Origin of the sequence: Algibacter mikhailovii, assembly GCF_014651495.1 — a bacterium.
Taxonomy (GTDB): Bacteria; Bacteroidota; Bacteroidia; order Flavobacteriales; family Flavobacteriaceae; genus Algibacter_E; species Algibacter_E mikhailovii.
The window spans coordinates 504,933-527,413 of sequence record NZ_BMWZ01000002.1 but is presented as its reverse complement, the minus strand read 5'-3'; the positions used below and the strand labels follow the sequence as shown (position 1 = coordinate 527,413).

The following is a 22,481-nucleotide window of genomic DNA, read 5'->3' as shown; positions in this document are numbered from 1 at the left end:
TTTACCAAATAACGCCATGACAAACGGCACAAAAAAACAGGGCTATTTTCTGTTTTTTTAAGACGAACAGTTTTCTGTAATGTTTTTTAAAACCTAAAGACTAACTTGGCATGCAAAACACATTCACAGAGTTTTCTACCAATGCCATCTTAAAAATAGGAGATGAAGAACTTTTAGAACGCTACAGTAAAGCCGCTACCCAGCCAGAATTATATACTTTTATAAGAACCAAAGATGTTCAGGCAGAACTTCTGGTAGATAGTATTCCTTATACTATAGCTCCAAATAGTGTTTTGGCATTAACTACAGTTCAGTTTTTTCAGTTTATATCGGGTAAAGATTTGGTAGTTTACCAATTTAACAGGGAGTTTTACTGTATTAAAGACCACGATCAAGAAGTGAGTTGTGCTGGATTGTTGTTCTTTGGGAATGTGCATATCCCTATCATTGAATTAAATGAAAAAGAAAATCGCAAACTACATATTCTTCATGAAGTCTTTTTAGATGAATTGGAAACAGAAGACACTATTCAAGCTGAAATGTTACGCATGTTAATGGCGCGTTTCATAATCATAAGCACACGGTTATTAAAATTGAAAGCGGGCTTTGTTGAACCTTCAAAGAACATCAAAGTTGATTTACTGCGTGAATTCAACATGTTGGTTGAAGCACATTTTAAAACAGAGCATAGCGTCTCGTTTTATGCGGAAAAGCTTTTTAAATCGCCTAAAACTTTATCCAATACGTTTGCTAAATTAAATACAAGTCCGTTGCATATCATTCATGAGCGCATTGTACTTGAAGCAAAACGTTTATTAATCTACACAGAAAAGACGGCCAAAGAAATTGCCTATGACGTAGGCTTTGAAGACGCCTCTCATTTAAGTCGATTATTTAAAAAACACACCAACTTATCGCCTTCAGACTTCAAAAAGCAACTTAAAAAAACAGTTTAGGGAAAAATTGACAAGCCACAGGGCATTCCTTCTATTTTATTACACCTCCTTCTCATGCATCTTTGTACTGTATAATTAAAACAACAAAGTCATGAATTTAAAACACATATCTATTTTCAATTTAATTGAAATATTTAGAGGAAAAAGAAAGGAAGTGTTAAACACCATTTCTCCGCAAACACATTGTGAGCAAAATCATATTTCAGATTTCTACTGTGATGCAGAAAGGCCTTATATAACTACTAATACCATAGGTTAAATCCATAAAGGGAAAAATTGACAAGCCAAAAGGAAAAGCATACATGGTGTAACCTTTAGAACAGTTGCACCTTTGTACCAAGAATTACAAACCACAAAATTTAAAATAACAAATCATTTAAAAATTAAAATTATGAGCACATTTAATGTACCAACAAGAGACCAAGTAAGCGAAAACAACCAAGCGATATTCGATAATTTAAACAAAGCATTAGGGTTTGTACCTAATCTCTATGCTACTTACGCACATAGTGATACGGCTTTAGAAAATTATTTAGGCTTTTCAAATGCAAAAACGTCATTATCATCTAAAGAAAAAGAAGTTGTAAACTTAGCTGTTAGTCAAGTCAACAATTGTATTTACTGTTTATCTGCTCATACAGCCATTGCAAAAATGAATGGTTTTACAGACGAACAAATTTTAGAGTTAAGAGCTGGAGAAGCATCTTTCGATAATAAATTAGACGCCTTAGCAAGATTGGCTAGAAACATCACTGAAAATAGAGGGAGAACAGATGAAGCTGTATTAGAAAACTATTTTAATGCAGGATACTCAAAAGGCAATTTAATTGATACCATTGCTTTAGTAGGTGATAAAACTATTTCTAATTATATACACAGCACAACACAAGTGCCAGTAGATTTTCCAATAGCACAGCCTTTAGAAGTGGCAACGGTATAGTAAAAAAGCCTGTAAGGTTGTTAAAGTTTTACAGGTTTAAAATTAAAATCAATACATAATCATTCCCCAAAAAAAAGGGGTAAAAACCAAAAAAATCATGAAAAAAGTAATTTCAATTTTAGTAATCGCATTAGCATTTTCATTAAACACAAATGCACAAGATGCTATGGCATCGGTAAAAACAATTTCTTTAGAGCAAACTAAAGGCGAATTCGTTCAAAAAGCATTAACGGTAAATGAAGGTACTTATGTATTTGAAGTTTCAAATAACCATGCGGCCAAAGAAGTAGGTTTAGTATTAGTGCAAAAAGGTAAAGATGCTAGTAAACCAGAGAACCATATTAAAACGGCTTATGTTACAACAGTTGTTAAAGATGGCGAAACTCAAAAAACAAATGCAACAACATTAGCAAAAGGCGAGTATGTGTATTTCTGTCCTTTAAATCCAACACCACTGTATACGCTTACAGTGCAGTAGTATTTAGATTGATTAATAGCAAGAAAAGGTTATTCTATTAGAGAATAGCCTTTTTTTATTCAACTTGACCAAAAGTTGCTTATGAAATTTTTAACTTTACAAAAAACAAGAAAATTATGTTATCAAAATCTATACAAGACGCTTTAAATAATCAAATAAAAATAGAAGCTGAATCTTCTCAAATATATTTAGCTATGGCCTGTTGGGCAGAAGTTAAAGGTTTGGAGGGTGTTGCTAACTTTATGTATGCCCAAAGTGACGAAGAGCGAGAACACATGCTAAAACTTGTAAAGTTTGTAAATGAACGTGGCGGCCATGCCAAGATTTCGCAATTAAAGGCGCCTAATGTGACCTTCAAGTCGTTTAAAGAAATGTTTGAAAAATTGTTTGAACATGAAGTGTTTGTTTCTCAAAGCATCAATGAGCTGGTGCATATTAGTCTTCAAGAAAAGGATTATGCTACCCATAATTTTCTACAGTGGTATGTTGCAGAACAAATAGAAGAAGAAGCAGTAGCGAGAACCATTCTTGATAAAATTAATATGATTGGTGATGATAAAGGGGGCTTATATTTATTTGATAGAGATATTGAGAATTTAACGGTGACAACCGCAGCCACAAATACACCAGAATAATTTTAACATTTAAGCTTATTTAGATTTAATAAAAATAACTTACATTTGCCCGAAATTTCAATATTACATTGTTCTGTGGGTAAAAAAAAGCAAAAAAAAGCAATCAAAAAATTACGTAAATTAGGTCTTGATGTTCCTGAAAAAGTAAAATCTAGTTGCTGTAAAAAGTTTAAAAAAGGAGAGAATAAACGCTGTAAAAAGTGTCCTTGTTTTGATTTGATAAAGAAGGTGGCTTAATTTGACCTGCGTGGTACGCGTGTAGAATGCATTAATTCTAATTTCCAAACCGTATCTTTTTTAACAGCAACAATACTTTCTAGCCATTCTAATTTTCTAATAATGCTGTCTTTTTTAAATGTAGCATAATTATGATAGGCCATCCAAATTCGATGTCCTTCTTTTTTAGCATTGAAGAAATCAAAACTATTTATTCGTTTTATGCCTTTGTCACGTAATTTGGCCTGTTTACACCAATTGGCAATAGTATCATTAGTCCATACCTCACCATGTTCTAGTAGTACAAAATCATCAGTGTGGTACTTGGTAATAAGCGTTTCGTTTTTAGCACCCCAAATATCATCAAAAATGTTTTGAACAAGAGTTTCAACAGCTACAAAGTCTTCTTTATTATCAGTGTTTTTTTCTTTTTGATTAACGCAGCTGGTTAGGGTTAAAATAGTTACAAGGAATACTTTAATTACGTGATTCATGGTATATGTGTTTTTCAAATTTAAGTCAGTTATAAACTTTATTTTAGCATTATAAAATATGAGAGTTCATCATGACACAGCTAAAATATATACTTTCTAAAATACAACTTCCTGAGCAATCTGTTAAAAATACTATTGCATTACTTAATGAAGATTGTACCATTCCATTTATTTCTCGTTATAGGAAAGAACGAACAGGTAATTTAGATGAGGTTCAAATTGAGCGTATTGTAAAGTTTAGAGATGAATATGAAATCTTAGAAAAACGAAAAAAGACCGTTTTAAAGGCCTTGGAAGAACAGGCGGTTTTAACGGCAGAATTAGAACATAAAATAGGGTTAATTCAGGATTTATCAACTCTAGAGGATGTTTATCTACCTTTCAAGAAAAGCAGAAAAACCAAAGCAGAAAAAGCAAGGCAAAATGGATTAGAGGCCTTAGCCAAAATTATAATGTCTCAAAACGCCAAAGATATTGATATCATTGCCTACAAATATGTTAAGGGAGATGTGGCGTCTATTGAAGACGCTCTAGAGGGGGCAAGACACATTATAGCCGAATGGGTTAATGAGCGCTCAGATATTAGGCATAATATACGCCGTCAATTAGAGCGCCATGCTATGATTTCTACTAAGGTAGTTAAATCTAAAGCTACGGAAGAGCATGCTCAAAAATTTAGAGACTATTTTGATTGGGAAGAGGCATTGAGTAGAATACCGTCACACCGATTATTAGCCATTTTAAGAGCTGAAAAAGAAGGATTCATTCGTTTGAAAATTGAAATTGATCATGATCGCGCTTTAGATAATATTGAAAGAAAAATTTTAAAAAGTAATAATGAATGCTCAGAACAGATTGAAATAGCCATTAAAGATGCCTATAAGCGTTTGTTATTACCATCACTAAGTAATGAAGCTTTGCAAATAGCAAAAGATAAAGCCGATGAATCTGCCATAAACGTTTTTGCTAAAAACTTAAGGCAACTTTTGTTAGGTTCGCCATTAGGAGAAAAGCGTGTTTTAGCTATTGACCCTGGGTTTAGAACAGGTTGTAAGGTGGTCTGTTTAGATGCTCAAGGGCAATTAAAATATAACGAAACCATTTATCCGCATCCACCGAAAAGCGACAGTACTGGTGCCATAAAAAAAATAAGTTCCTTGTGTGATGCTTATAAGATTGAAGCAATTGCCATTGGAAACGGAACCGCCTCGCGCGAGACGGAAGCCTTAATTAGAAAAGTACATTTTAAAAATGATGTGCAAGTTTTTGTAGTCAGTGAAGCTGGTGCAAGTATTTATTCGGCCTCTAAAATAGCCAGAGAAGAATTCCCTAATTATGATGTTACCGTACGTGGTTCGGTATCTATTGGAAGAAGACTTCAGGATCCATTGGCAGAACTTGTGAAAATTGATGCCAAGTCTATAGGGGTTGGGCAGTATCAACATGATGTAGACCAATCAAAATTGCAAAAACAACTGGATGTCGTGGTTGAAAATTGTGTGAATGCCGTTGGCGTGAATATCAATACCGCGAGTAAAAGTCTTTTAAGTTATGTGTCGGGAATAGGACCAAAATTAGCTGAAAATATTTTCAATTATAGAAATGAACATGGGGTATTTCAGTCTAGAACTGATATTAAAAAAGTGCCACGTTTAGGTGGAAAAGCTTTTGAACAAGGTGCTGCTTTTTTAAGAATTAAGGACGCTAAAAACCCCTTAGATGATTCGGCTGTGCATCCTGAACGGTATGTAGTTGTCTCTAAAATGGCGAAAGATTTGGGGAAATCGGTTCAAGAATTAATAGGAAATTCTGCCTTGCTCAATAGGATAGATTTAAAACAGTATTGCACAGATACCGTAGGGCTTTTTACCCTTGAAGATATTGTCAAAGAGCTGGAAAAACCGGGGCTAGACGTTCGTGAACAAGCCAAAGTATTTACATTCAATCAAAATATAAAAACCATTAATGATTTACGAGAAGGGCAACTGCTACCGGGAATAGTTAACAATATCACCAATTTTGGATGTTTTGTTAATGTTGGGATTAAAGAAAGCGGACTTATTCACGTGTCTAATTTGTCTGATGGTTTTGTGAAAGATGTCAATGAACACGTTAGTTTACATCAGCAAATTATTGTAAAAGTTTTGGAGGTTGATGTTCCGCGAAAACGGATTCAATTGAAGTTGCATAAATAGGCATTCCTTAAATTCTTATCTTTAGCTTAAAACAAGCAAATTTTATGAAGATTAAAACCGTCTATTTATTGGGCTTTCTGGCACTTCTGATATCCTGTACTAATTCAGAAGCTAAGAAAAATGAAGCAATTGCTCATGAGGATACCGCCTTTTATAATCGAAAAATAGTTGACTTAACCCATGAGTTTTCAGATGAAACCGTGTATTGGGTAACCGCCAAAGAATTTGAAATGGAAGTTGTGGCTGATGGTGAAACGGATATGGGCTTTTATTATGCTGCTAATAATTTTACCACTGCAGAACATGGTGGAACACATATTGATGCTCCAATTCATTTTGCTAAGGGGAAACAATATGTTAATGAAATTCCTTTAGAGAATCTTATGGGATCGGCAATTAAGATTGATGTTTCAGAAAAGGCATTAATCAACCCTGATTATTTGGTAAGCATTGAAGATTTTACGCATTGGGAAAAGACAAACGGCATGCAAATACCTGACGGAAGTATTGTTTTATTGGAAACGGGATTTTCTAAGTATTATCCAAATAAGAAGACGTATTTGGGTACCGATCAACGTGGTCCTGAGGCTGTGAAATTGCTTCATTTTCCGGGTTTGTCACCTGAAGCAGCACAATGGTTGGTAGACCAGAGAGATATAAAGTCCGTTGGGTTAGATACGCCAAGTATTGATTATGGCCAGTCGCAGTATTTTAAATCGCATGTTATTTTATTATCCAAAAACATCCCCGCTTTTGAAAACCTAACGAACCTAAGCGAATTACCAAGTAAAGGCTTTGATGTAGTTGCTTTACCCATGAAGATTAAAGAAGGTAGCGGAGCCCCTTTACGAATAATAGCTTTAGTCCATTAGGATGCTTATTGGCCAGAAAATGTATGCTTAAAATTGCTTATCATCCTATCTATAAACATCCATTACCAGAGGGGCATCGGTTTCCTATGATAAAATATGAGCTGTTACCAGAGCAGTTGCTTTATGAAGGAACGTGCAACCCATCCAATTTTTTCAAGCCAGACCGTCCAGATGAAACGCACATATTAAGAGCGCATAAAAAGCATTATTTTGAAAGCCTGAAAGGATTAAGCCTTGATGCTAGGGCCATTAGGAAAATAGGATTTCCGTTGAGTAAGGCTTTGGTTGAGCGAGAGGTTATCATTGCAGATGGCACTTTAAAGGCTTGTGATTATGCCCTAAAATTTGGAATTGCCATGAACATTGCCGGCGGAACACACCATGCCTATTCAGATAGAGCTGAGGCCTTTTGCCTACTTAATGACCAAGCCATTGGAGCACGGTATTTAATCAATGAAAAAGGGTTGAAGAATGTGCTAATAGTTGATCTAGATGTGCATCAAGGTAATGGTACTGCTGAAATATTTAAAAATGACTCTACGGTTTTTACCTTTTCAATGCACGGTAGAAGTAATTACCCTTTTAAGAAAGAGGAAAGTGATTTAGATATAGCCCTAGAGCCTAAAACAGATGATAAAACGTATCTGACAACTTTAAAGCACATATTACCCAAACTTATAGAGGAACAAAAGCCAGACTTTATTTTTTATCTCTCAGGCGTAGATGTTGTGGCCTCTGATAAATTGGGAACACTAGGTCTTACGATACAAGGATGTAAAGAGCGAGATAGATTTGTCCTTCAGACGTGCATTGATTATGGTTTACCGGTTATGTGTTCTATGGGTGGTGGCTATTCGCCAGATATTAAAGTAATTATTGAGGCACATGCAAATACATTTAGACTGGCTCAAGACCTGTTTTTTTAAAAGGAGGCTTTTTTCTTGATATCATAAAAAAAGCGTCCATTGTCATGAACGCTTCAAAGCTTATTTAATAATCTTCTTTATCATTTTCGTGTTGTATAGATATGCAACCCTATTCTAATTCCATTTTAAAAACGTTTGCTAAACCACTAAGTTCAATGCCTTCAGGAATGGTAAACGTATATGTTCTTTCCGTTTTATTCCATGTTACTTCTTTTCCAGATTTCAGCTCCACAATGCGTTTAACAGGAGAGGCAGGACCGTAACCTATATTATTCATTTTTCCTAAAGAAATCTCGGTGCTAGCCTCTGGTTTGCCCAATAGGAATATATAAAGTGATTTTTTGTCTTTAGACGTTGTGAACCTTATATCACTTGCAGTATATTCCACTTTAGCCGATTGTCCACCATGTGCCCCTTCCGCTGCTTTTGCATGTCCAAAACCATAAATATGAAAAGGACGGGTGCCATATACAGCTTCACCATAAGTGTCTAACCATCCACCAACATTCGTTAATAAATCACGTTGCTCTTTGTTTATAGTCCCATCCGCCATTGGCGAAACATTTAATAAAACAACACCGTTTTTACTCCAAACATCAATCATATTTCTTAAAAGTAGTTCAGGTGATTTATATACTTGCCCATTTGTGTAACACCAACTACCTTTATCACTAACTGTAATATCGGTCATCCAGGTGGTTTCAGAAAGATCCTTTTTACCACCTTGCTCAATGTCTAATACACTCATGCTTTTTGGTAAATCGTCATGTTTTGCAACTAAAACAGGTTCTTGCCCAGTTTTTATACCATGATTGAAGAAGTGAGCAGACATCTCTTTAATTTTTTCTTCTGAAACATGATTTAACCATACATCATACCACAACAGGTCTGGCGAGTATTTATCAACAACTTCGTTAACTTGATCCAACCAATATTGATCAAATTCTGTTTGAGGTAAATTCCCATAGAACTTTTTAAGATCAGGATCTTCACTTGATGTTGGATAATTAGGATGGTATGCAAAATGACTATTATAAGTATCCCACTTTGTAGAATCGCCTTCATGCCTTTGTCTCAAACGTGCATGATGAAAAGAGGTCATGGTTTTTAATCCACGCTTTTTAAGTGCCGTTAAAATTTCACCTGTAATATCTTTTTTGGGACCCATATCAGTTGAATTCCATGGGTTGATTTCACTATCCCACATGGCAAAACCATCATGGTGTTGTGCCACAGGTCCTGCAAATTTTGCGCCTGCAGTTTTAAATAAATCTGCCCAGTTTTCAGCATCAAAATGCTCAGCTTTAAACATGGGAATAAAATCATGATAACCAAATTCTTCTAGAGTGCCATAGTTATTTTCATGAAATTCTTTATAATCTGGATAGACATCTTCACGATATAATCTATAAGGATACCATTCTGAACCATACGCGGGAACGCTATATACGCCCCAATGAAAATAAATACCAAGTTTTGAATCTTGAAACCATTCTGGATCAGCAGTATGTTTTGCTAATGATGTCCAGTTTGCTTCATAGGTTTCAGTAGTTTTAACATTTGATTTTACCTTTTTGTCTCCACAAGAATATAATACTAATATTAAAACGAAACATTTTACTATTTTACTCATAACCAATTGTATGTCAGTGTATTTAACTCAAAATTTTATGAAGTTAAAAGTAAATCATATATTATGAGGTGAATATAACTATTGTTCTAAAAGCAACAACTATTGGGTTTTTTTACAAAAGCTGGATGTTTTGCTGTTTTTTTGTTCAAGTATCGTTTTTTAAATTGTTTTCTCCGAAGCGTTATGACTTGGTAATTGTTTTATTTGGACTAAGTGCTTAATTTGGGCTCTAAATATAGACCCTTGATTAACGGCATAAAAAAATGCAAACCTATAGGGTCTGCATTTAAATTTTTCTTGAAATAATCGGTCAGGTATTATCTGTTCATGTTTTTTATTTCATCTATAAAAGTTTCTAAATCTGTACCTGAGTTAATTAAGTCCATGGCTTTAGCAACTATATATTTTACATTTTCAGGATGGAATCCAAGACCAATCCCAATTTTGTGTAGCATAATATTTTCTATATCCTTAGTTAAAGAATCCACATGTACCATACGCGCTAAATCATACAAGCGTTCTAAACGATGATTATATGAAATTGGAGGATTTATTGGGTGTGTAATATAATTTTTTAGAATTTGCTTATACTTCTCTTGTCCAATACCTAAATTTTGAGCCAATCGGTCTAAAAAGGATTTTTCTTCATCAGTTATAACACCATCATACATGGCTACACGCACAATAGAAGCAAAATGGTTTTCATTACGCTTTTTAAAACCACTATCAAATAAATTTGAAAACGACATATATTTTATCTTTTTAAATGAAAACAAAAGGTACATATTTTTTTCATTTTTCAAAGTAAGTGTGCCTATAATTTTTAGGGTTTCCTAGGATTTCATAGCGCTTGAATTATGACCTTTCCATAAGGCTATGCAGCACAACGATTTCTTAAGGAGAAATAAGGGATAAATTCCAAGTTCCAATAAATTAAATATAAAATAATCAAGGCAAACCTTATATTTGCAGCTCAAAACAAAATTAGGTGAGTACATCTGCCCTCTCTCAAACCTATGTACAGGCTTTGCAAACGCAAAATCTGCGGAAAGCTATTGCACAAACTCAAAGTAAAACGCATCTTAAAGGGCTTGTAGGGTCTTCATTTTCATTTGTCATTTCTAGTGTATTTAAGGAAGCTAATAAACCGTTTCTTCTCGTTTTTAATGATAAAGAGGAGGCTGCACATTATCTAAATGATTTAGAGCAGTTACTTAATGATAAAAATGTTTTATTCTACCCAGGGAGTTATAGACGCCCATATGATATTGAAGAGACAGATAACGCCAACGTATTATTACGTGCAGAGGTTTTAAACCGAATAAATTCTCAGAAAAAACCCGCCATAATAGTAACCTATCCTGATGCCCTATTTGAAAAGGTTGTCACACGAAAAGAGTTAGAGCGTAATACGCTTAAAGTTGGGGTTGGTGATAACTTATCTATAGACTTTGTAAATGAGGTGTTATTTGAATATCAATTTAAACGGGTAGACTTTGTTACCGAACCAGGAGAGTTTTCCGTTCGGGGAGGAATTGTAGATGTGTTTTCATTTTCTAATGATGAGCCTTACCGTATTGAATTTTTTGGTGATGAGGTAGATAGTATTAGAACTTTTGATGTGGAGACACAGTTGTCTGTTGAGCAAATCAAAAAAATCAATATCATCCCCAACGTAGCCAATAAAATGGTTCAAGAAAGCCGACAAAGTTTTCTGAAATATATTGCGCAAAAAACAGTCATTTGTTTAAAAAATGCCGATTTACTTTTTTCGAGAATCGAGGATTTCTATGGTAAAGCCGAGGAAGCCTTCAAAGCCCTTTCCTCTGATATTAAACATGCTGAACCCGATGAGCTGTTTTGTAATGCAGAATTATTGAAAAAGCAATTACTTGATTTTTCAATAATTGAGTTTGGAAGTACCGCAGTTTTTAATAATGACGGTATTAAGAGCGAAACGCCGCAATCTGATTCATTAGATGGGATAACCACGTTGCAAGCGCCTCGTAATGGCGAAATCATTTTTAAAACCACACCGCAACCATCCTTTAATAAGCAATTCAATCTTTTAATAGAAGATTTAAACACCAACCATAATAAAGGCTATACGAATTATATAGCCTGCGTGAGCGAGCAGCAAGCCAAGCGTTTTCATGATATTTTTGATGATGTAGAAGAAGAAGTGTCTTACCAAACTATTGTGCAATCTTTACATCAAGGGTTTGTAGATCATGATGCTAAAATTTTATGCTATACCGATCATCAAATTTTTGAGCGTTACCATAAGTTTCAACTTAAAAACGGATATGCCAAAAAACAGGCCATTACGCTCAAGGAGTTAACCAATTTAGATATAGGTGATTATGTAACCCATATCGATCATGGAATTGGACGTTTTGGCGGTTTACAAAAAATTGATGTTGAAGGGAAGAAGCAGGAAGCTATAAAATTGGTTTATGGGGAACGGGATGTATTGTATTTAAGCATTCATGCGCTTCATAAAATCACCAAATTTAATGGCAAAGATGGCAAGCCCCCTAAAATATATAAGTTAGGAAGCAATGCTTGGAAAACGCTAAAACAAAAAACGAAAGCGCGCGTAAAACATGTGGCTTTTAATTTAATAAAACTTTACGCTAAACGGAAAACGCAAAAAGGGTATCAGTATAATCCAGACAGTTACATGCAGCATGAGTTGGAGGCGTCATTTATTTATGAAGATACTCCAGATCAGAGCTCAGCTACTGCAGATATTAAAGCGGACATGGAAAGCGAACGCCCTATGGATCGTTTAGTTTGTGGTGATGTTGGGTTTGGTAAAACGGAGGTGGCCATAAGGGCGGCATTTAAGGCGGTGGATAATGGAAAGCAAGTAGCCGTATTGGTGCCAACTACCATACTAGCTTATCAGCATTCTAGGACATTTAGGGCGCGTTTAAAGGATTTTCCAGTTACCGTAGATTATGTAAATAGGTTTAGAACGGCCAAAGAAAAGCGTGAAACACTTGAAGGTTTAGAACAGGGAAAAGTTGATATTATTATTGGAACGCATCAATTGGTAAATAAAAACGTTAAGTTTAAAAACTTAGGACTTTTAATTGTTGATGAGGAACAAAAGTTTGGTGTTGCTGTAAAAGAAAAACTGAAAACCATTAAGGATAATGTTGATGTCTTGACATTAACGGCAACCCCAATTCCTAGAACGCTACAGTTTAGTTTGATGGCAGCACGAGATCTATCTGTAATAACTACGCCTCCACCAAATCGTTATCCTATTGAAAGTCATGTGATTCGCTTTAATGAAGTCTCTATTCGTGATGCTGTAAGTTATGAGATTGAACGTGGTGGGCAAATATTTTTTATTCATAACCGCATTGAAAACATTAAGGAAGTCGCTGGAATGATTCAAAGATTAGTGCCTGATGCTAAAATAGGTGTTGGTCATGGGCAAATGGATGGGAAGAAGCTCGAACAATTGATGTTGGCGTTTATGGATGGCGCTTTTGATGTTTTAGTAAGTACTACAATTGTTGAAAGTGGGCTAGACGTGCCAAATGCAAATACGATATTTATTAATAATGCGAATAACTTTGGGCTGAGTGATTTGCATCAAATGCGCGGTCGTGTTGGGCGTAGTAATAAAAAAGCCTTTTGTTATTTCATTACACCAGAGTATTCTGCCATGACCGATGACGCCAGAAAACGTATCACCGCACTTGAACAGTTTACGGAATTAGGAAGTGGTTTTAACATTGCGATGAAGGACCTTGAAATACGCGGTGCCGGAGATTTGTTGGGTGGTGAACAAAGTGGATTTATCAATGAAATTGGTTTTGATACCTACCAAAAGATTTTAAATGAAGCTATTGAAGAACTTAAGGAGAACGAATTTAAAGATTTATATGACGAGCCTGAAGAGGATAAGGTTTATGTGAAAGACGTGACCATTGATACCGATTTTGAATTATTATTTCCAGATGGTTATGTAAATAATATTGCTGAACGATTGAATCTTTATACCCAGCTTAATAATTTAAAATCTGAAGATGAATTACATATCTTTGAAAAGGAATTGATAGACCGTTTTGGAGAATTACCACCACAAGTGACCGACTTGTTAAATAGTGTCCAAATAAAGTGGTTAGCAAGTAAAATTGGATTTGAAAAAATAATAATGAAGCAAGGGAAGTTGATAGGTTATTTTATAAACGACCAACAAAGTAGTTTTTATCAAAGCCCTAGTTTCACAAAGGTGTTAAAGTATGTGCAAACCAATGCTGCTGTGTGTAAAATGAAAGAGAAGCAAACTAGAAACGGTTTAAGACTGTTATTAACTTTTGAAAATATAAAATCTGTAAAAAAAGCCTTAAATGCCTTACAACCTATTGTGGCCTAATCCTTGTTTTAAAAAAAATATGAAACGTTTTATTTTTACTCTTTTCTTAATTCCCGGTTTGTTATTAGCACAGCATTCAGTTAAGGGCATATTTACGCCTGCAAAGAGTTATAATGTAATATTGCTTTATAAGGTCACTCCAACGATTTCGGAATATGTGGCTAATGCAAAAATAGATGAACATGGACATTTTGAAATCCAGTTAGATTCAACCCTGGAAAAAGGGGTGTACAGAATGGTCTACGCAGTTCCACAAGAAGATTATAATTTTGATGTTATTGTTAATGGAAAGGAAGATATTGAACTAAGTTTTAATGCGGAAACTGGGGTTACGTATCAAAATTCATTCGAAAACAAGCTATTGTCATCCTATACTAACAGTATGTCTATGGTTACGCAAAGTATTGGTAATTATTTTAGGGAAAGAAGTACGGATACCACGGCTCTAAATACCATATTTGAAACTCAAAGAACAACGCAAGAAAACTATGAAAACGCCGCTAAAGGCACAATAGCATTAGAGTTTATTAAAGCAAACAAACCTTATACACCAAGTGGTTATTTGGATATAAGATCATATGTCAAGGCTTTAAAAACGCACTATTTTGATTATATAGATTTTAATAATCCTGTATTACAGAGTTCCAGTTTTTTAACAGAAAAAATGTTGAATTATGTCTTTGGAATGTCTTCAAGATCAAAAGATAAGGTAGCTACTTTTAAAACGAATATAGATGTTGTTTGCAATAAAATGAAAGGAGCTCCTAAGGAAGTTCAGCGTGTTTTGTTATTTGATTTATGGCAGCAAATGGTTGATTTGAAAATGGAGTCTGTTGCGAACTACATTTCAGAAACGTATTTAATGGATGTTGCTGTAACCTTAAATGATCAAGACCTTTTACGTACTTTAATATTGCACAGAGATCTTTCAAATGGGACTAAGGCGCCAGATTTTTCATTGGATGTGATTGAGAACGGTACAACGGTAACTAAAAAATTAAGTGAATTAGATTTACCAGATCATAATATTATTGTCTTTTGGAGCACGGGTTGTTCGCATTGTTTAGATGAGGTGCCTCAATTGCAAAAATTCATCAATGGTATTGAGGCTCTGGAGGTAAAGGTTATTGCTATAGCTTTAGAAGATGAGCCTACTAAATGGAATGAATTACAAAAAACGTATCCTGAGTTTCTTCATGTTTATGGTGAAGGGAAATGGGATAATGATATTGTAGAATCCTATGGAGTAAAGGCTACACCAACGTATTTTATTTTGAATAAAGACAAAGAAATCATTGGTAAGCCGGAAGATATAGAAGCTTTAAAAGCGTTTTTTCAGCAAGACAATTAAACTTGGTTTTTAGAAATGAAAAAAGGCGTTTTTTATATGCTCCATCTTAAATTGGTTGTTTTCTTTAACGATAGCAATAATATCAAAGCGTACTTCAACATCTAATTCATTTGTATTTATATAGGCATCAACGGCCTTGACTAGGCGTTCAATCTGTTTGGGTTTTACAAAATCTTGCGGGTTGCCAAAAGCGGATGTCGAACGTGTTTTAACTTCAATAATGGCTAAAGTATCATGTTTTAATGCCATAATATCTACTTCAGCTTTGTCAAATCGGTAATTGCGTTCAACAATGTCATAGCCCTTTTTTAATAGAAAATCTACTGCTAATTGTTCGCCTTTTTTACCTAGTTCGTTGTGTTGTGCCATAATTACCCTCTAAACAAAAAGAAATCATCTTTCATATGTTCTATTTTACCATCTTCATTTGTGATGATGTAGTCAATGGCCTGAGTGGTAAATAGTTGTCCTTTTTCGGTTAATGAAACAATATTTTTATCAAATTGAATCATGTTGTTTTTAAGTGCCAAATCTAAAACCGTTTTGGATCTTACCTTCTGCCAATTAATATGTTCGTTAAGATGATTAACATGGCGTTCACTTTCTTCGGAATGATTTTTTAAGTGCAGTAAAAAGGTTAGCAGTGAAACTTCAGTACGCTGTTGTTTTTCTCTATATAGCACAGCAATAACACCCTTGTTTGGTGCAAATAAATAAACCAATAAAAAAACTAAACCTAGCATAGTTGTAATGGATCCAGCAATAGAAGCATCTAATCCATGTGCCAACCAATAGCCTGAAATAGCACTAAAAACACCAAAGCCTATGGCGTAAAGTAACATGCGCTTTAAATCGTTGGTAAGTAGATAGGCAGTGGCTGCAGGTGCAATCATTAGGGCTACCACTAGAATAGCGCCAACGGCATCAAAAGCGCCAACGGTTGTAATGGATGATATAGTCATTAATCCATAATGGATAATAGCTGGCGAAAACCCTAATGAAGCTGCTAAGCCAGCATCAAAGGTGCTTATTTTTAATTCTTTAAAAAAGGCAATAAGAAGGCCTATGGTAACTATTAATATACTGCCGATAACCCATAACGATTTGGGTCCAACATCCACTCCAGAAATAATAAGTCTGTCAAAAGGGGCGAAGGCTAATTCTCCTAATAATACGGCATCGACATCTAAATGCACATCGTTGGCGTTTTTGGCAATTAAAATGACTCCAATACTAAACAAAATAGGGAAAACTAAACCAATGGCGGTATCTTCTTTAACGAGCCCTGTTTTCTGAATGTATTCTACCAAAACCACCGTTAGAATTCCGGTAAGCGCTGCAAGTAATATTAATAATGGCGAATTTAGATCTTGAGTTATAAAAAAACCAATAACAATACCGGGTAATATAGAATGACTAATGGCGTCACTAATCATAGCCATTTTTCTTAGCACTAAAAACGTGCCTGGGATAGCACAAGCAATTGCAACTAAACTAGCGATAAGCTGTATTTCAAACTGCGCATTACTCATCATTCGAATTTTGTTGGTTATATAAATTTGTTGCTGTTTTAAAACCTTCTTCGGTTAAACTCCACATATTACCATCAAGTTTTACATAGTTTTTTCTAACCAATTGTTGTAGTGTGCCTTTTGTAAACCCTTGAAAGTTATTAAGAATGATAATGGCATGTGGGTGTGATATGTTTTCATGGGTTTCTGCAATGCGAAACATAAAGGCTAAGGTTTTATGAAGCTGTAAATCACGTCGGTTTTTAATAAAGCGTATTTGTTTAAATAGGAGTCCTCTACTGGGTGAAAAAATAAATGAAAACAACACAAATATTCCTGCTATAATGACAATTACGGGTCCTGTTGAAAGGTTGTTTTGAGTGGCGCTAATTGCTGTTCCAAAAACCCCTGAAAGGGCTCCGAAAATAGCGGCTAAAAAGACCATCATACCAAGACTATTGGTCCATTGTCTCGCTGCTGCCGCAGGAGCTAATAACATGGCACTCATTAAAACAACACCTACGGTTTGTAGGCCTAATACAATGGCTAGTACGATAAAGGTTGTAATTAGTATGTCTATAAATTTTGTGTTGAATCCTAAGGTTTTGGTATAATCGGCATCGAAGAGGAGTATTTTGAATTCTTTCCAAAATAATAAAAGGACTAGTAGGCAGGCACCAGTTACTATGGTCATCATCCAAACATCACTTTCTACTAAAGTGGCTGCTTGGCCAAATAAATATTTATCAAGCCCAGCTTGATTGGCGTTAGGCTGTTTTTGTATGAAGGTAAGTAAGAGCATTCCAAACCCAAAAAATAAGGAAAGAATGAGGCCTAGCGCTGTGTCTGATTTTAAATGTGTTTTACTAATTATGCCCCGAATCCAAAAGGTTCCAATAAGGCCACTGACTAAAGCGCCTAATAATAAAATATTACTGTCCTTAGCACCTGTAATTAAAAAGGCAATGGCAATGCCGGGAAGGGCTGCATGTGAAATAGCATCCCCCAAAAGACTTTGTTTTCGCAACACTGCAAAACTACCTAGCATCCCTGTCACTGCTCCTAAAATGGCGGTTCCAAGGGTGATGGTTCTTAAGGTATAGTCTGAAAAGACAAGTCTTATGTATTCTGCTATGTCCATGAATTATTCCTGAATACTTACTTTATAATTTATTCCATAGGTTTTTGTGAGGTTATCATCATTGAAGATGTCTTTTACAGGTCCCGTTGCTATTTTCTTTACATTTAAAAAAGTGACCCAATCAAAATATTCGGGAACCGTTTGTAAGTCATGATGAACGACAATAACGGTTTTTCCTGCTTTGCGGAGTTCTTTTAAAATGTTGATGATTGCAATTTCTGTTGTAGCATCAACCCCTTGAAAGGGTTCATCCATGAAATAGATTGACGCGTTTTGTACTAAAGCGCGGGCTAGGAATATACGCTGTTGTTGTCCACCTGAAAGCTGACTAATTTGCCGGTTTTTAAAAGCCAACATGCCTACTTTTTCTAAAGCTTCTAAAGCTTCTTTTTTTTCTTTTTGCCCTGGACGTTTTATCCAACCTAAACTCCCGTAGGTTCCCATCATCACGACATCAAGGGCAGTGGTTGGAAAATCCCAGTCAACACTTCCTTTCTGTGGTACATAAGCTACCAAATGGCGTTGTTTAGCATAGCTCATTCCAAAAATCTCAACACTTCCGGCTATGGGTTTTAAAATGCCTAAAATAGATTTTATAAGTGTAGATTTACCGGCACCATTTGGGCCAACAATAGCCATAAGCACGCCTTCCGGTATTTCTAAATCAATATCCCATAATACTGGTTTGTAGTTGTAAGCTACTGTTAAATCATCAACTTTTACCGCTATATTATTACTCATAAAATTTTGTTTTAGCCCTGATAGAAGCGGCATCCTTTTTTGAGGTACGCGAAAAAGATACAGCGGATAGCAGGAAAAAGCTTCAAATATTTTTACTTTAAAGCATTGACTATTGTATTTACGTTATAACTAAACATGCCAATATAAGTGCCTTCAATGGTGCCTGAATTACCTAAAGCATCAGAATATAAAGACCCTCCAATTGTAACGTTATGTCCTTTTGAATTTACGGCAGCTTGCAAAGCTTCAATAGTACGCTTTGGCACCGAACTTTCAATAAATATGGCTTTTACATGGTTCTCAATTATAAAATTTGATAGTTTTTGAACGTCTTGAACTCCGGCTTCTGTTGCTGTTGATAATCCTTGCAGACCAACAACTTCAAATCCATATGCTTTTCCAAAATAGTTAAAGGCGTCATGTGCTGTTACTAAAATACGTTTTTCTTTAGGAAGTGTGCTAACGGCAGTTTGTATCTCTAACTTTAAAGCTTCCAATTGTTTTATGTATTTGGCACCATTTGCTTTGAAAACCTGTTCTTGCTCGGGAATAGCGTCGGCTAGTTTCTGAACAACAAATTGTGTTGCTTGAATCCAATAGTCTGTATTAAACCATATGTGCGGATCATAATTGGAGGCAAAGTATTCTGAACCAATCAATGTACTTTTATCTAGGGCATCAGAAATGGCAATGGTTTTTATCTGTTTCATTTTCTCGAACACCTCTACTAATTTCCCTTCTAGGTGGAGGCCATTGTAAAAAATGATATCTGCATTCGCTAATTTTGAGACATCGCCTTCACTCGCTTTATATAAATGCGGATCTACACCACTGCCCATTAAACCTTGAAGGTTAATGTGGTCTCCTGCAATGTTTTTTACTAAATCAGTAATCATTGAGGTAGTCGTAACAACATTAAGTTTTCCATTGGCATTTTTTTCGTTTTTGCAATTGAAAAAGGCTAGCGGAAGAATTAATAAGAAGAGAATATGTTTCATGTGTTATAGTTAATTTAATGTAAATCTTAATCCGAAAAATAGGCGTCTGCCCTGGTTTGGAGCATAAACATATGAGGGGTCAAAGGTTAAAGCATATGGGTTGTTATCAGTTGGTAATACACCACCTGGTTGTACAATTATTGTTTGTCCGGTAGCCGGGCTAGTGGCTGAGACAGGTTGGTCTGTTTCATTAAAATCTACTTCTTTATCAAAAGGGTCTTCTGATCGCGCAATAATAAAAGGATTCCCTTCATTTGGCGTCCAATTAAGTAGGTTTTTTATCCCAGCATATATTTCAAAATTATTAAAGCCATTGTAGGTAAATTGAATATTTTGAATACTCCAAGTGGGTGAGTATTCTTGACGTGGATCTAATACGCCTAATAGTGGTAAACGCATGGGCCCATAAAGATTTCCCGTATAGTCTACCGTTATGTTAGTAGGGTAGTGTCTGTATGATAAGGACCAAACAGCTGAATAACTTTCGGTAAGTATTTGTTTGGTTTTTATACCATCTTCTTCCTTAGAAACGTCTTGTATTGTCCCGCCTATAGAACCTCTTATACCACTGCCAAAAACAGCGTCAATATTAACGCTAATACCTTTTGTAGTTGAAAAACCATCTAGGTTTCTATAAAATATTTTATTTGGGTCGGTGTCATAATCTGGGATTATGGCATTCGTGAAATAGGTATAGAATGCAGAGGCATCAAAGGTAAACAACATGCCGTTTTTAGTATAAAGCTTCTTGAGGTAATTGAGGGTAACATTATAAGATTGCTCAGGTTCTAATTCGCCTTCAATAATAACATCTCTGGCGCCCGTTAATGCGGCGTGTTCTTCAGTAAATAGATTTACCACTCTAAATCCTGTACCGGCATTAAGTCTGATAATATCATCTTCAGTTGGTTTAAATCTATAGGCTATACGTGGTGTGAAAATGGAACCATGTCTGCTATCATAATCATAGCGCGCGCCCAAAAGTAGGCGCTGTTTTGGGCTCAGGGTGATTTCATCTTGAGCAAAAAGAGAAGGGATAACAACTTCATCAGCATTTACGGTAGCGGGAGTATTATCATCGTAATAATTATATCTTCCAGCCATACCAAAAAGCAAATCGTGGTGTTTTAGCGGTTTATCCCAAATGAGTTGACCGAAACCAATACGTTGTTTTGCTAAATAAGGTGTGTCACCATATACAGAATTCTGATCGTGATCTGAATATGAAAATTGGAAGGTCATATTTTCTTCAACGGGTAGTTGGTAATTACCAATGAGCTCATAGCGGGAGGTGTAAATGCTTTCGCCATAAACGGCGTCACCACCTCTAAAACTTTTATTCCATTGCATTTCTCCGCCCCATCTGTCTTCATAAAAATAGCGACCTGCCAGAGAGAATAGTTTGTTGCTTTTACGTTTAAAACTCCATTTCTGAAAAATTGAAATACGATCTTGCAAGGTGACATCAGTGAAGTTGTCCTGGTTGTTGTCAATGGGATTAGAATAATTGAAATAATTCACTCCCATGAGTAAATTAGCCTTTTCCCCAACATTGGCTTTAAAGCCTAAGTCCACATTTAACTCACCCCAACCGCTAATAAACGTGTCTCCAAAGAACATGGGTGCGTGTTCAGGTAGTTTAGTGATAATATTAATTAATCCTCCAACCGCTTCACTACCATAAAGCGAGGATGCTGGACCTTTTACAATTTCCACTTGATCTATAAGAGAATTCGGAATTCCAGATAAACCGTATACGGTAGATAACCCACTAACAATAGGCATACCGTCAATTAAAACAAGCGTGTACGGCCCCTCAAGGCCATTGATATGAATGTCGCCCGTATTACAGACATTGCAATTAAGTTGAGGTCTAACGCCATTTACATTTTGTAAGGCTTCAAAAATATTTGGGGTGGGATTCTTTTTGAAAAAGGCAGGGGTATATACCTCTACAGGTACAGGGCTTTCAAGGCGAGATACGGCTTTTAATGTCCCTGTCACTATTACTTCATTTAGACTTTCTGATTCTTGAAGTTCAAAATTTACCGTAATGGTTTTTCCAGCTGCTATTGAAATTTGTTTTTCAACATTTTTGAAACCAGTGAAAGAGGCAACTATAGTATAAGAACCATTAGGCACATTTGTTATGCTGAAGTTCCCGTTGTCATTACTAGAACTGCCTTTGGTTGTGTTCTTAAGAAATATATTGACATAAGGTAGCGGCATACCATCAGATGTTGTTCTACCTTTAATTGTCTGGCCATGCACACCACATGACACCATTAAAAAACAAAGGGTGTTTTTAATTAGTTTCATTAACATAGATTATAGAACTGAAATCTTGATTTAGTAAAATGGTATTGTTTTTTACTAAAATCTGGGTCATTTTATTATTACTGAATTGTTTGGATACAAAAACAGTATTACTATACTTAAGTTCATTTAGTGCGCAGAACTCGAAAAACTCTTTATCGTCACTCATTAAGCGCGAAATAATGTAAGTCTTGCCTTCTTCAGCTTGTGATAATGCTATGGATGTGTCAATCGTTGTGATTTCACCATGTTCATTAGGAATAGGGTCACCATGCGGGTCGAATTTAGGATGACCTAAATAGGCACTGATTTTATTGGCTAATAAATCTGATGTTTGGTGTTCAAGAAGTTCGGCCTCCTTATGGATATCATGTAATGATAAATCAAATAATTTGAAAAGTAAGGCTTCCCATAAACGATGCTTTCGTACAACATTAAGGGCCATTTTAGTGCCCTTATCTGTTAATTTAAGTTCTTGGTATTTCTTGTAATGTAATAAGTCTTTGGCAGAAAGTTTTTTTGCCATATCTGTGGCAGCGGCATTTGAAATACCGAGTTCCTTGGCTATATTACCGGGTTTGGTATCATTATTATCTCTTTTGCCATTTTTGTAAATGGCCTTAACAAAGTTTTCAATAGCAGTTGACATTCGTTTCGCTTTAATTAATATTTAAGCTCGCTT

At 35.4% G+C, this 22,481-nt stretch carries 20 protein-coding genes; 10 read left to right on the top strand and 10 right to left on the bottom strand.

The window, feature by feature from the left end:
- The first annotated feature begins 110 nt into the window (after positions 1–110).
- The 5 genes from IE051_RS05680 to IE051_RS05660 all read left to right on the top strand — a co-directional run bounded on the left by IE051_RS05680 (position 111) and on the right by IE051_RS05660 (position 3,009).
- A complete protein-coding gene (locus IE051_RS05680; RefSeq protein ID WP_189359805.1) occupies positions 111–956 on the top strand; it encodes an AraC family transcriptional regulator in 846 nt (281 codons plus the stop codon).
- A gap of 91 nt (positions 957–1,047) precedes the next feature.
- Complete coding sequence (locus IE051_RS05675; protein WP_189359804.1) at positions 1,048–1,215, top strand: hypothetical protein; 168 nt, start codon at positions 1,048–1,050, stop codon at positions 1,213–1,215.
- A 132-nt stretch (positions 1,216–1,347) separates the two neighbouring features.
- Positions 1,348–1,896 (top strand): carboxymuconolactone decarboxylase family protein, encoded by a 549-nt coding sequence (locus IE051_RS05670; protein ID WP_189359803.1) that lies wholly within the window; start codon positions 1,348–1,350, stop codon positions 1,894–1,896.
- 97 nt (positions 1,897–1,993) lie between these two features.
- Positions 1,994–2,374, top strand: a complete 381-nt coding sequence (locus tag IE051_RS05665) for a cupredoxin domain-containing protein (RefSeq protein ID WP_189359802.1) — start codon at positions 1,994–1,996, stop codon at positions 2,372–2,374.
- 116 nt (positions 2,375–2,490) lie between these two features.
- Positions 2,491–3,009: a ferritin gene (locus IE051_RS05660; RefSeq protein WP_189359801.1), complete on the top strand. Its 519-nt coding sequence runs from the start codon at positions 2,491–2,493 to the stop codon at positions 3,007–3,009.
- Positions 3,010–3,242: 233 nt separating this feature from the next.
- Here IE051_RS05660 and IE051_RS05655 read toward each other — a convergent pair whose 3' ends face one another.
- On the bottom strand, positions 3,243–3,719 hold the full coding sequence (locus IE051_RS05655; RefSeq protein ID WP_189359800.1) for a nuclear transport factor 2 family protein: 477 nt from the start codon (positions 3,717–3,719) through the stop codon (positions 3,243–3,245).
- 71 nt (positions 3,720–3,790) lie between these two features.
- On the opposite strand from IE051_RS05655, the gene IE051_RS05650 reads away from it, so the two are divergent.
- Genes IE051_RS05650 through IE051_RS05640 form a run of 3 tightly spaced genes read left to right on the top strand, consistent with a single transcriptional unit; the run spans position 3,791 to position 7,712 of the window.
- A complete protein-coding gene (locus IE051_RS05650) occupies positions 3,791–5,914 on the top strand; it encodes a Tex family protein (protein ID WP_189359799.1) in 2,124 nt (707 codons plus the stop codon).
- Between the two features lie 44 nt (positions 5,915–5,958).
- Positions 5,959–6,786 carry a cyclase family protein gene (locus tag IE051_RS05645; protein ID WP_189359798.1) on the top strand — a complete coding sequence of 276 codons (828 nt, stop codon included), beginning with the start codon at positions 5,959–5,961 and terminating at the stop codon, positions 6,784–6,786.
- A 23-nt stretch (positions 6,787–6,809) separates the two neighbouring features.
- The gene (locus IE051_RS05640) at positions 6,810–7,712 is read left to right on the top strand and encodes a histone deacetylase family protein (RefSeq protein ID WP_189359797.1); all 903 of its coding nucleotides are present in this window, start codon (positions 6,810–6,812) and stop codon (positions 7,710–7,712) included.
- Positions 7,713–7,821: 109 nt separating this feature from the next.
- On the opposite strand, the gene IE051_RS05635 is transcribed toward IE051_RS05640, so the two are convergent.
- Together IE051_RS05635 and IE051_RS05630 are read right to left on the bottom strand one after the other, a co-directional pair.
- The gene (locus IE051_RS05635; protein WP_189359796.1) at positions 7,822–9,345 is read right to left on the bottom strand and encodes an alpha-L-fucosidase; all 1,524 of its coding nucleotides are present in this window, start codon (positions 9,343–9,345) and stop codon (positions 7,822–7,824) included.
- Between the two features lie 317 nt (positions 9,346–9,662).
- Complete coding sequence (locus IE051_RS05630; protein ID WP_189359795.1) at positions 9,663–10,094, bottom strand: tellurite resistance TerB family protein; 432 nt, start codon at positions 10,092–10,094, stop codon at positions 9,663–9,665.
- A 239-nt stretch (positions 10,095–10,333) separates the two neighbouring features.
- Here IE051_RS05630 and mfd point away from each other — a divergent pair, with 239 nt between their 5' ends.
- Entirely contained in the window at positions 10,334–13,741 is a 3,408-nt protein-coding gene (gene mfd, locus IE051_RS05625) for a transcription-repair coupling factor (RefSeq protein WP_189359794.1), read from the top strand.
- Positions 13,742–13,760: 19 nt separating this feature from the next.
- Positions 13,761–15,092, top strand: a complete 1,332-nt coding sequence (locus tag IE051_RS05620; protein WP_189359793.1) for a peroxiredoxin family protein — start codon at positions 13,761–13,763, stop codon at positions 15,090–15,092.
- Positions 15,093–15,101: 9 nt separating this feature from the next.
- Here IE051_RS05620 and IE051_RS05615 read toward each other — a convergent pair whose 3' ends face one another.
- The 7 genes from IE051_RS05615 to IE051_RS05585 form a co-directional block, all read right to left on the bottom strand.
- The gene (locus tag IE051_RS05615) at positions 15,102–15,461 is read right to left on the bottom strand and encodes a YraN family protein (protein WP_189359792.1); all 360 of its coding nucleotides are present in this window, start codon (positions 15,459–15,461) and stop codon (positions 15,102–15,104) included.
- Positions 15,462–15,463: 2 nt separating this feature from the next.
- Complete coding sequence (locus IE051_RS05610; RefSeq protein ID WP_189359918.1) at positions 15,464–16,624, bottom strand: metal ABC transporter permease; 1,161 nt, start codon at positions 16,622–16,624, stop codon at positions 15,464–15,466.
- Positions 16,617–17,744, bottom strand: coding sequence for a metal ABC transporter permease (locus IE051_RS05605; RefSeq protein WP_189359791.1), 1,128 nt, complete (start codon positions 17,742–17,744; stop codon positions 16,617–16,619). The genes IE051_RS05610 and IE051_RS05605 overlap by 8 nt, the downstream gene beginning before the upstream one ends.
- Positions 17,745–17,747: 3 nt before the next feature.
- Entirely contained in the window at positions 17,748–18,485 is a 738-nt protein-coding gene (locus tag IE051_RS05600) for a metal ABC transporter ATP-binding protein (protein WP_189359790.1), read from the bottom strand.
- A 92-nt stretch (positions 18,486–18,577) separates the two neighbouring features.
- Positions 18,578–19,483: a metal ABC transporter solute-binding protein, Zn/Mn family gene (locus IE051_RS05595; protein ID WP_189359789.1), complete on the bottom strand. Its 906-nt coding sequence runs from the start codon at positions 19,481–19,483 to the stop codon at positions 18,578–18,580.
- 9 nt (positions 19,484–19,492) lie between these two features.
- Positions 19,493–21,802, bottom strand: coding sequence for a TonB-dependent receptor (locus IE051_RS05590; RefSeq protein WP_189359788.1), 2,310 nt, complete (start codon positions 21,800–21,802; stop codon positions 19,493–19,495).
- On the bottom strand, positions 21,789–22,448 hold the full coding sequence (locus IE051_RS05585) for a metal-dependent transcriptional regulator (protein WP_189359787.1): 660 nt from the start codon (positions 22,446–22,448) through the stop codon (positions 21,789–21,791). Before IE051_RS05585 ends, IE051_RS05590 begins: the two co-directional genes overlap by 14 nt.
- Between the last annotated feature and the right edge of the window lie 33 nt (positions 22,449–22,481).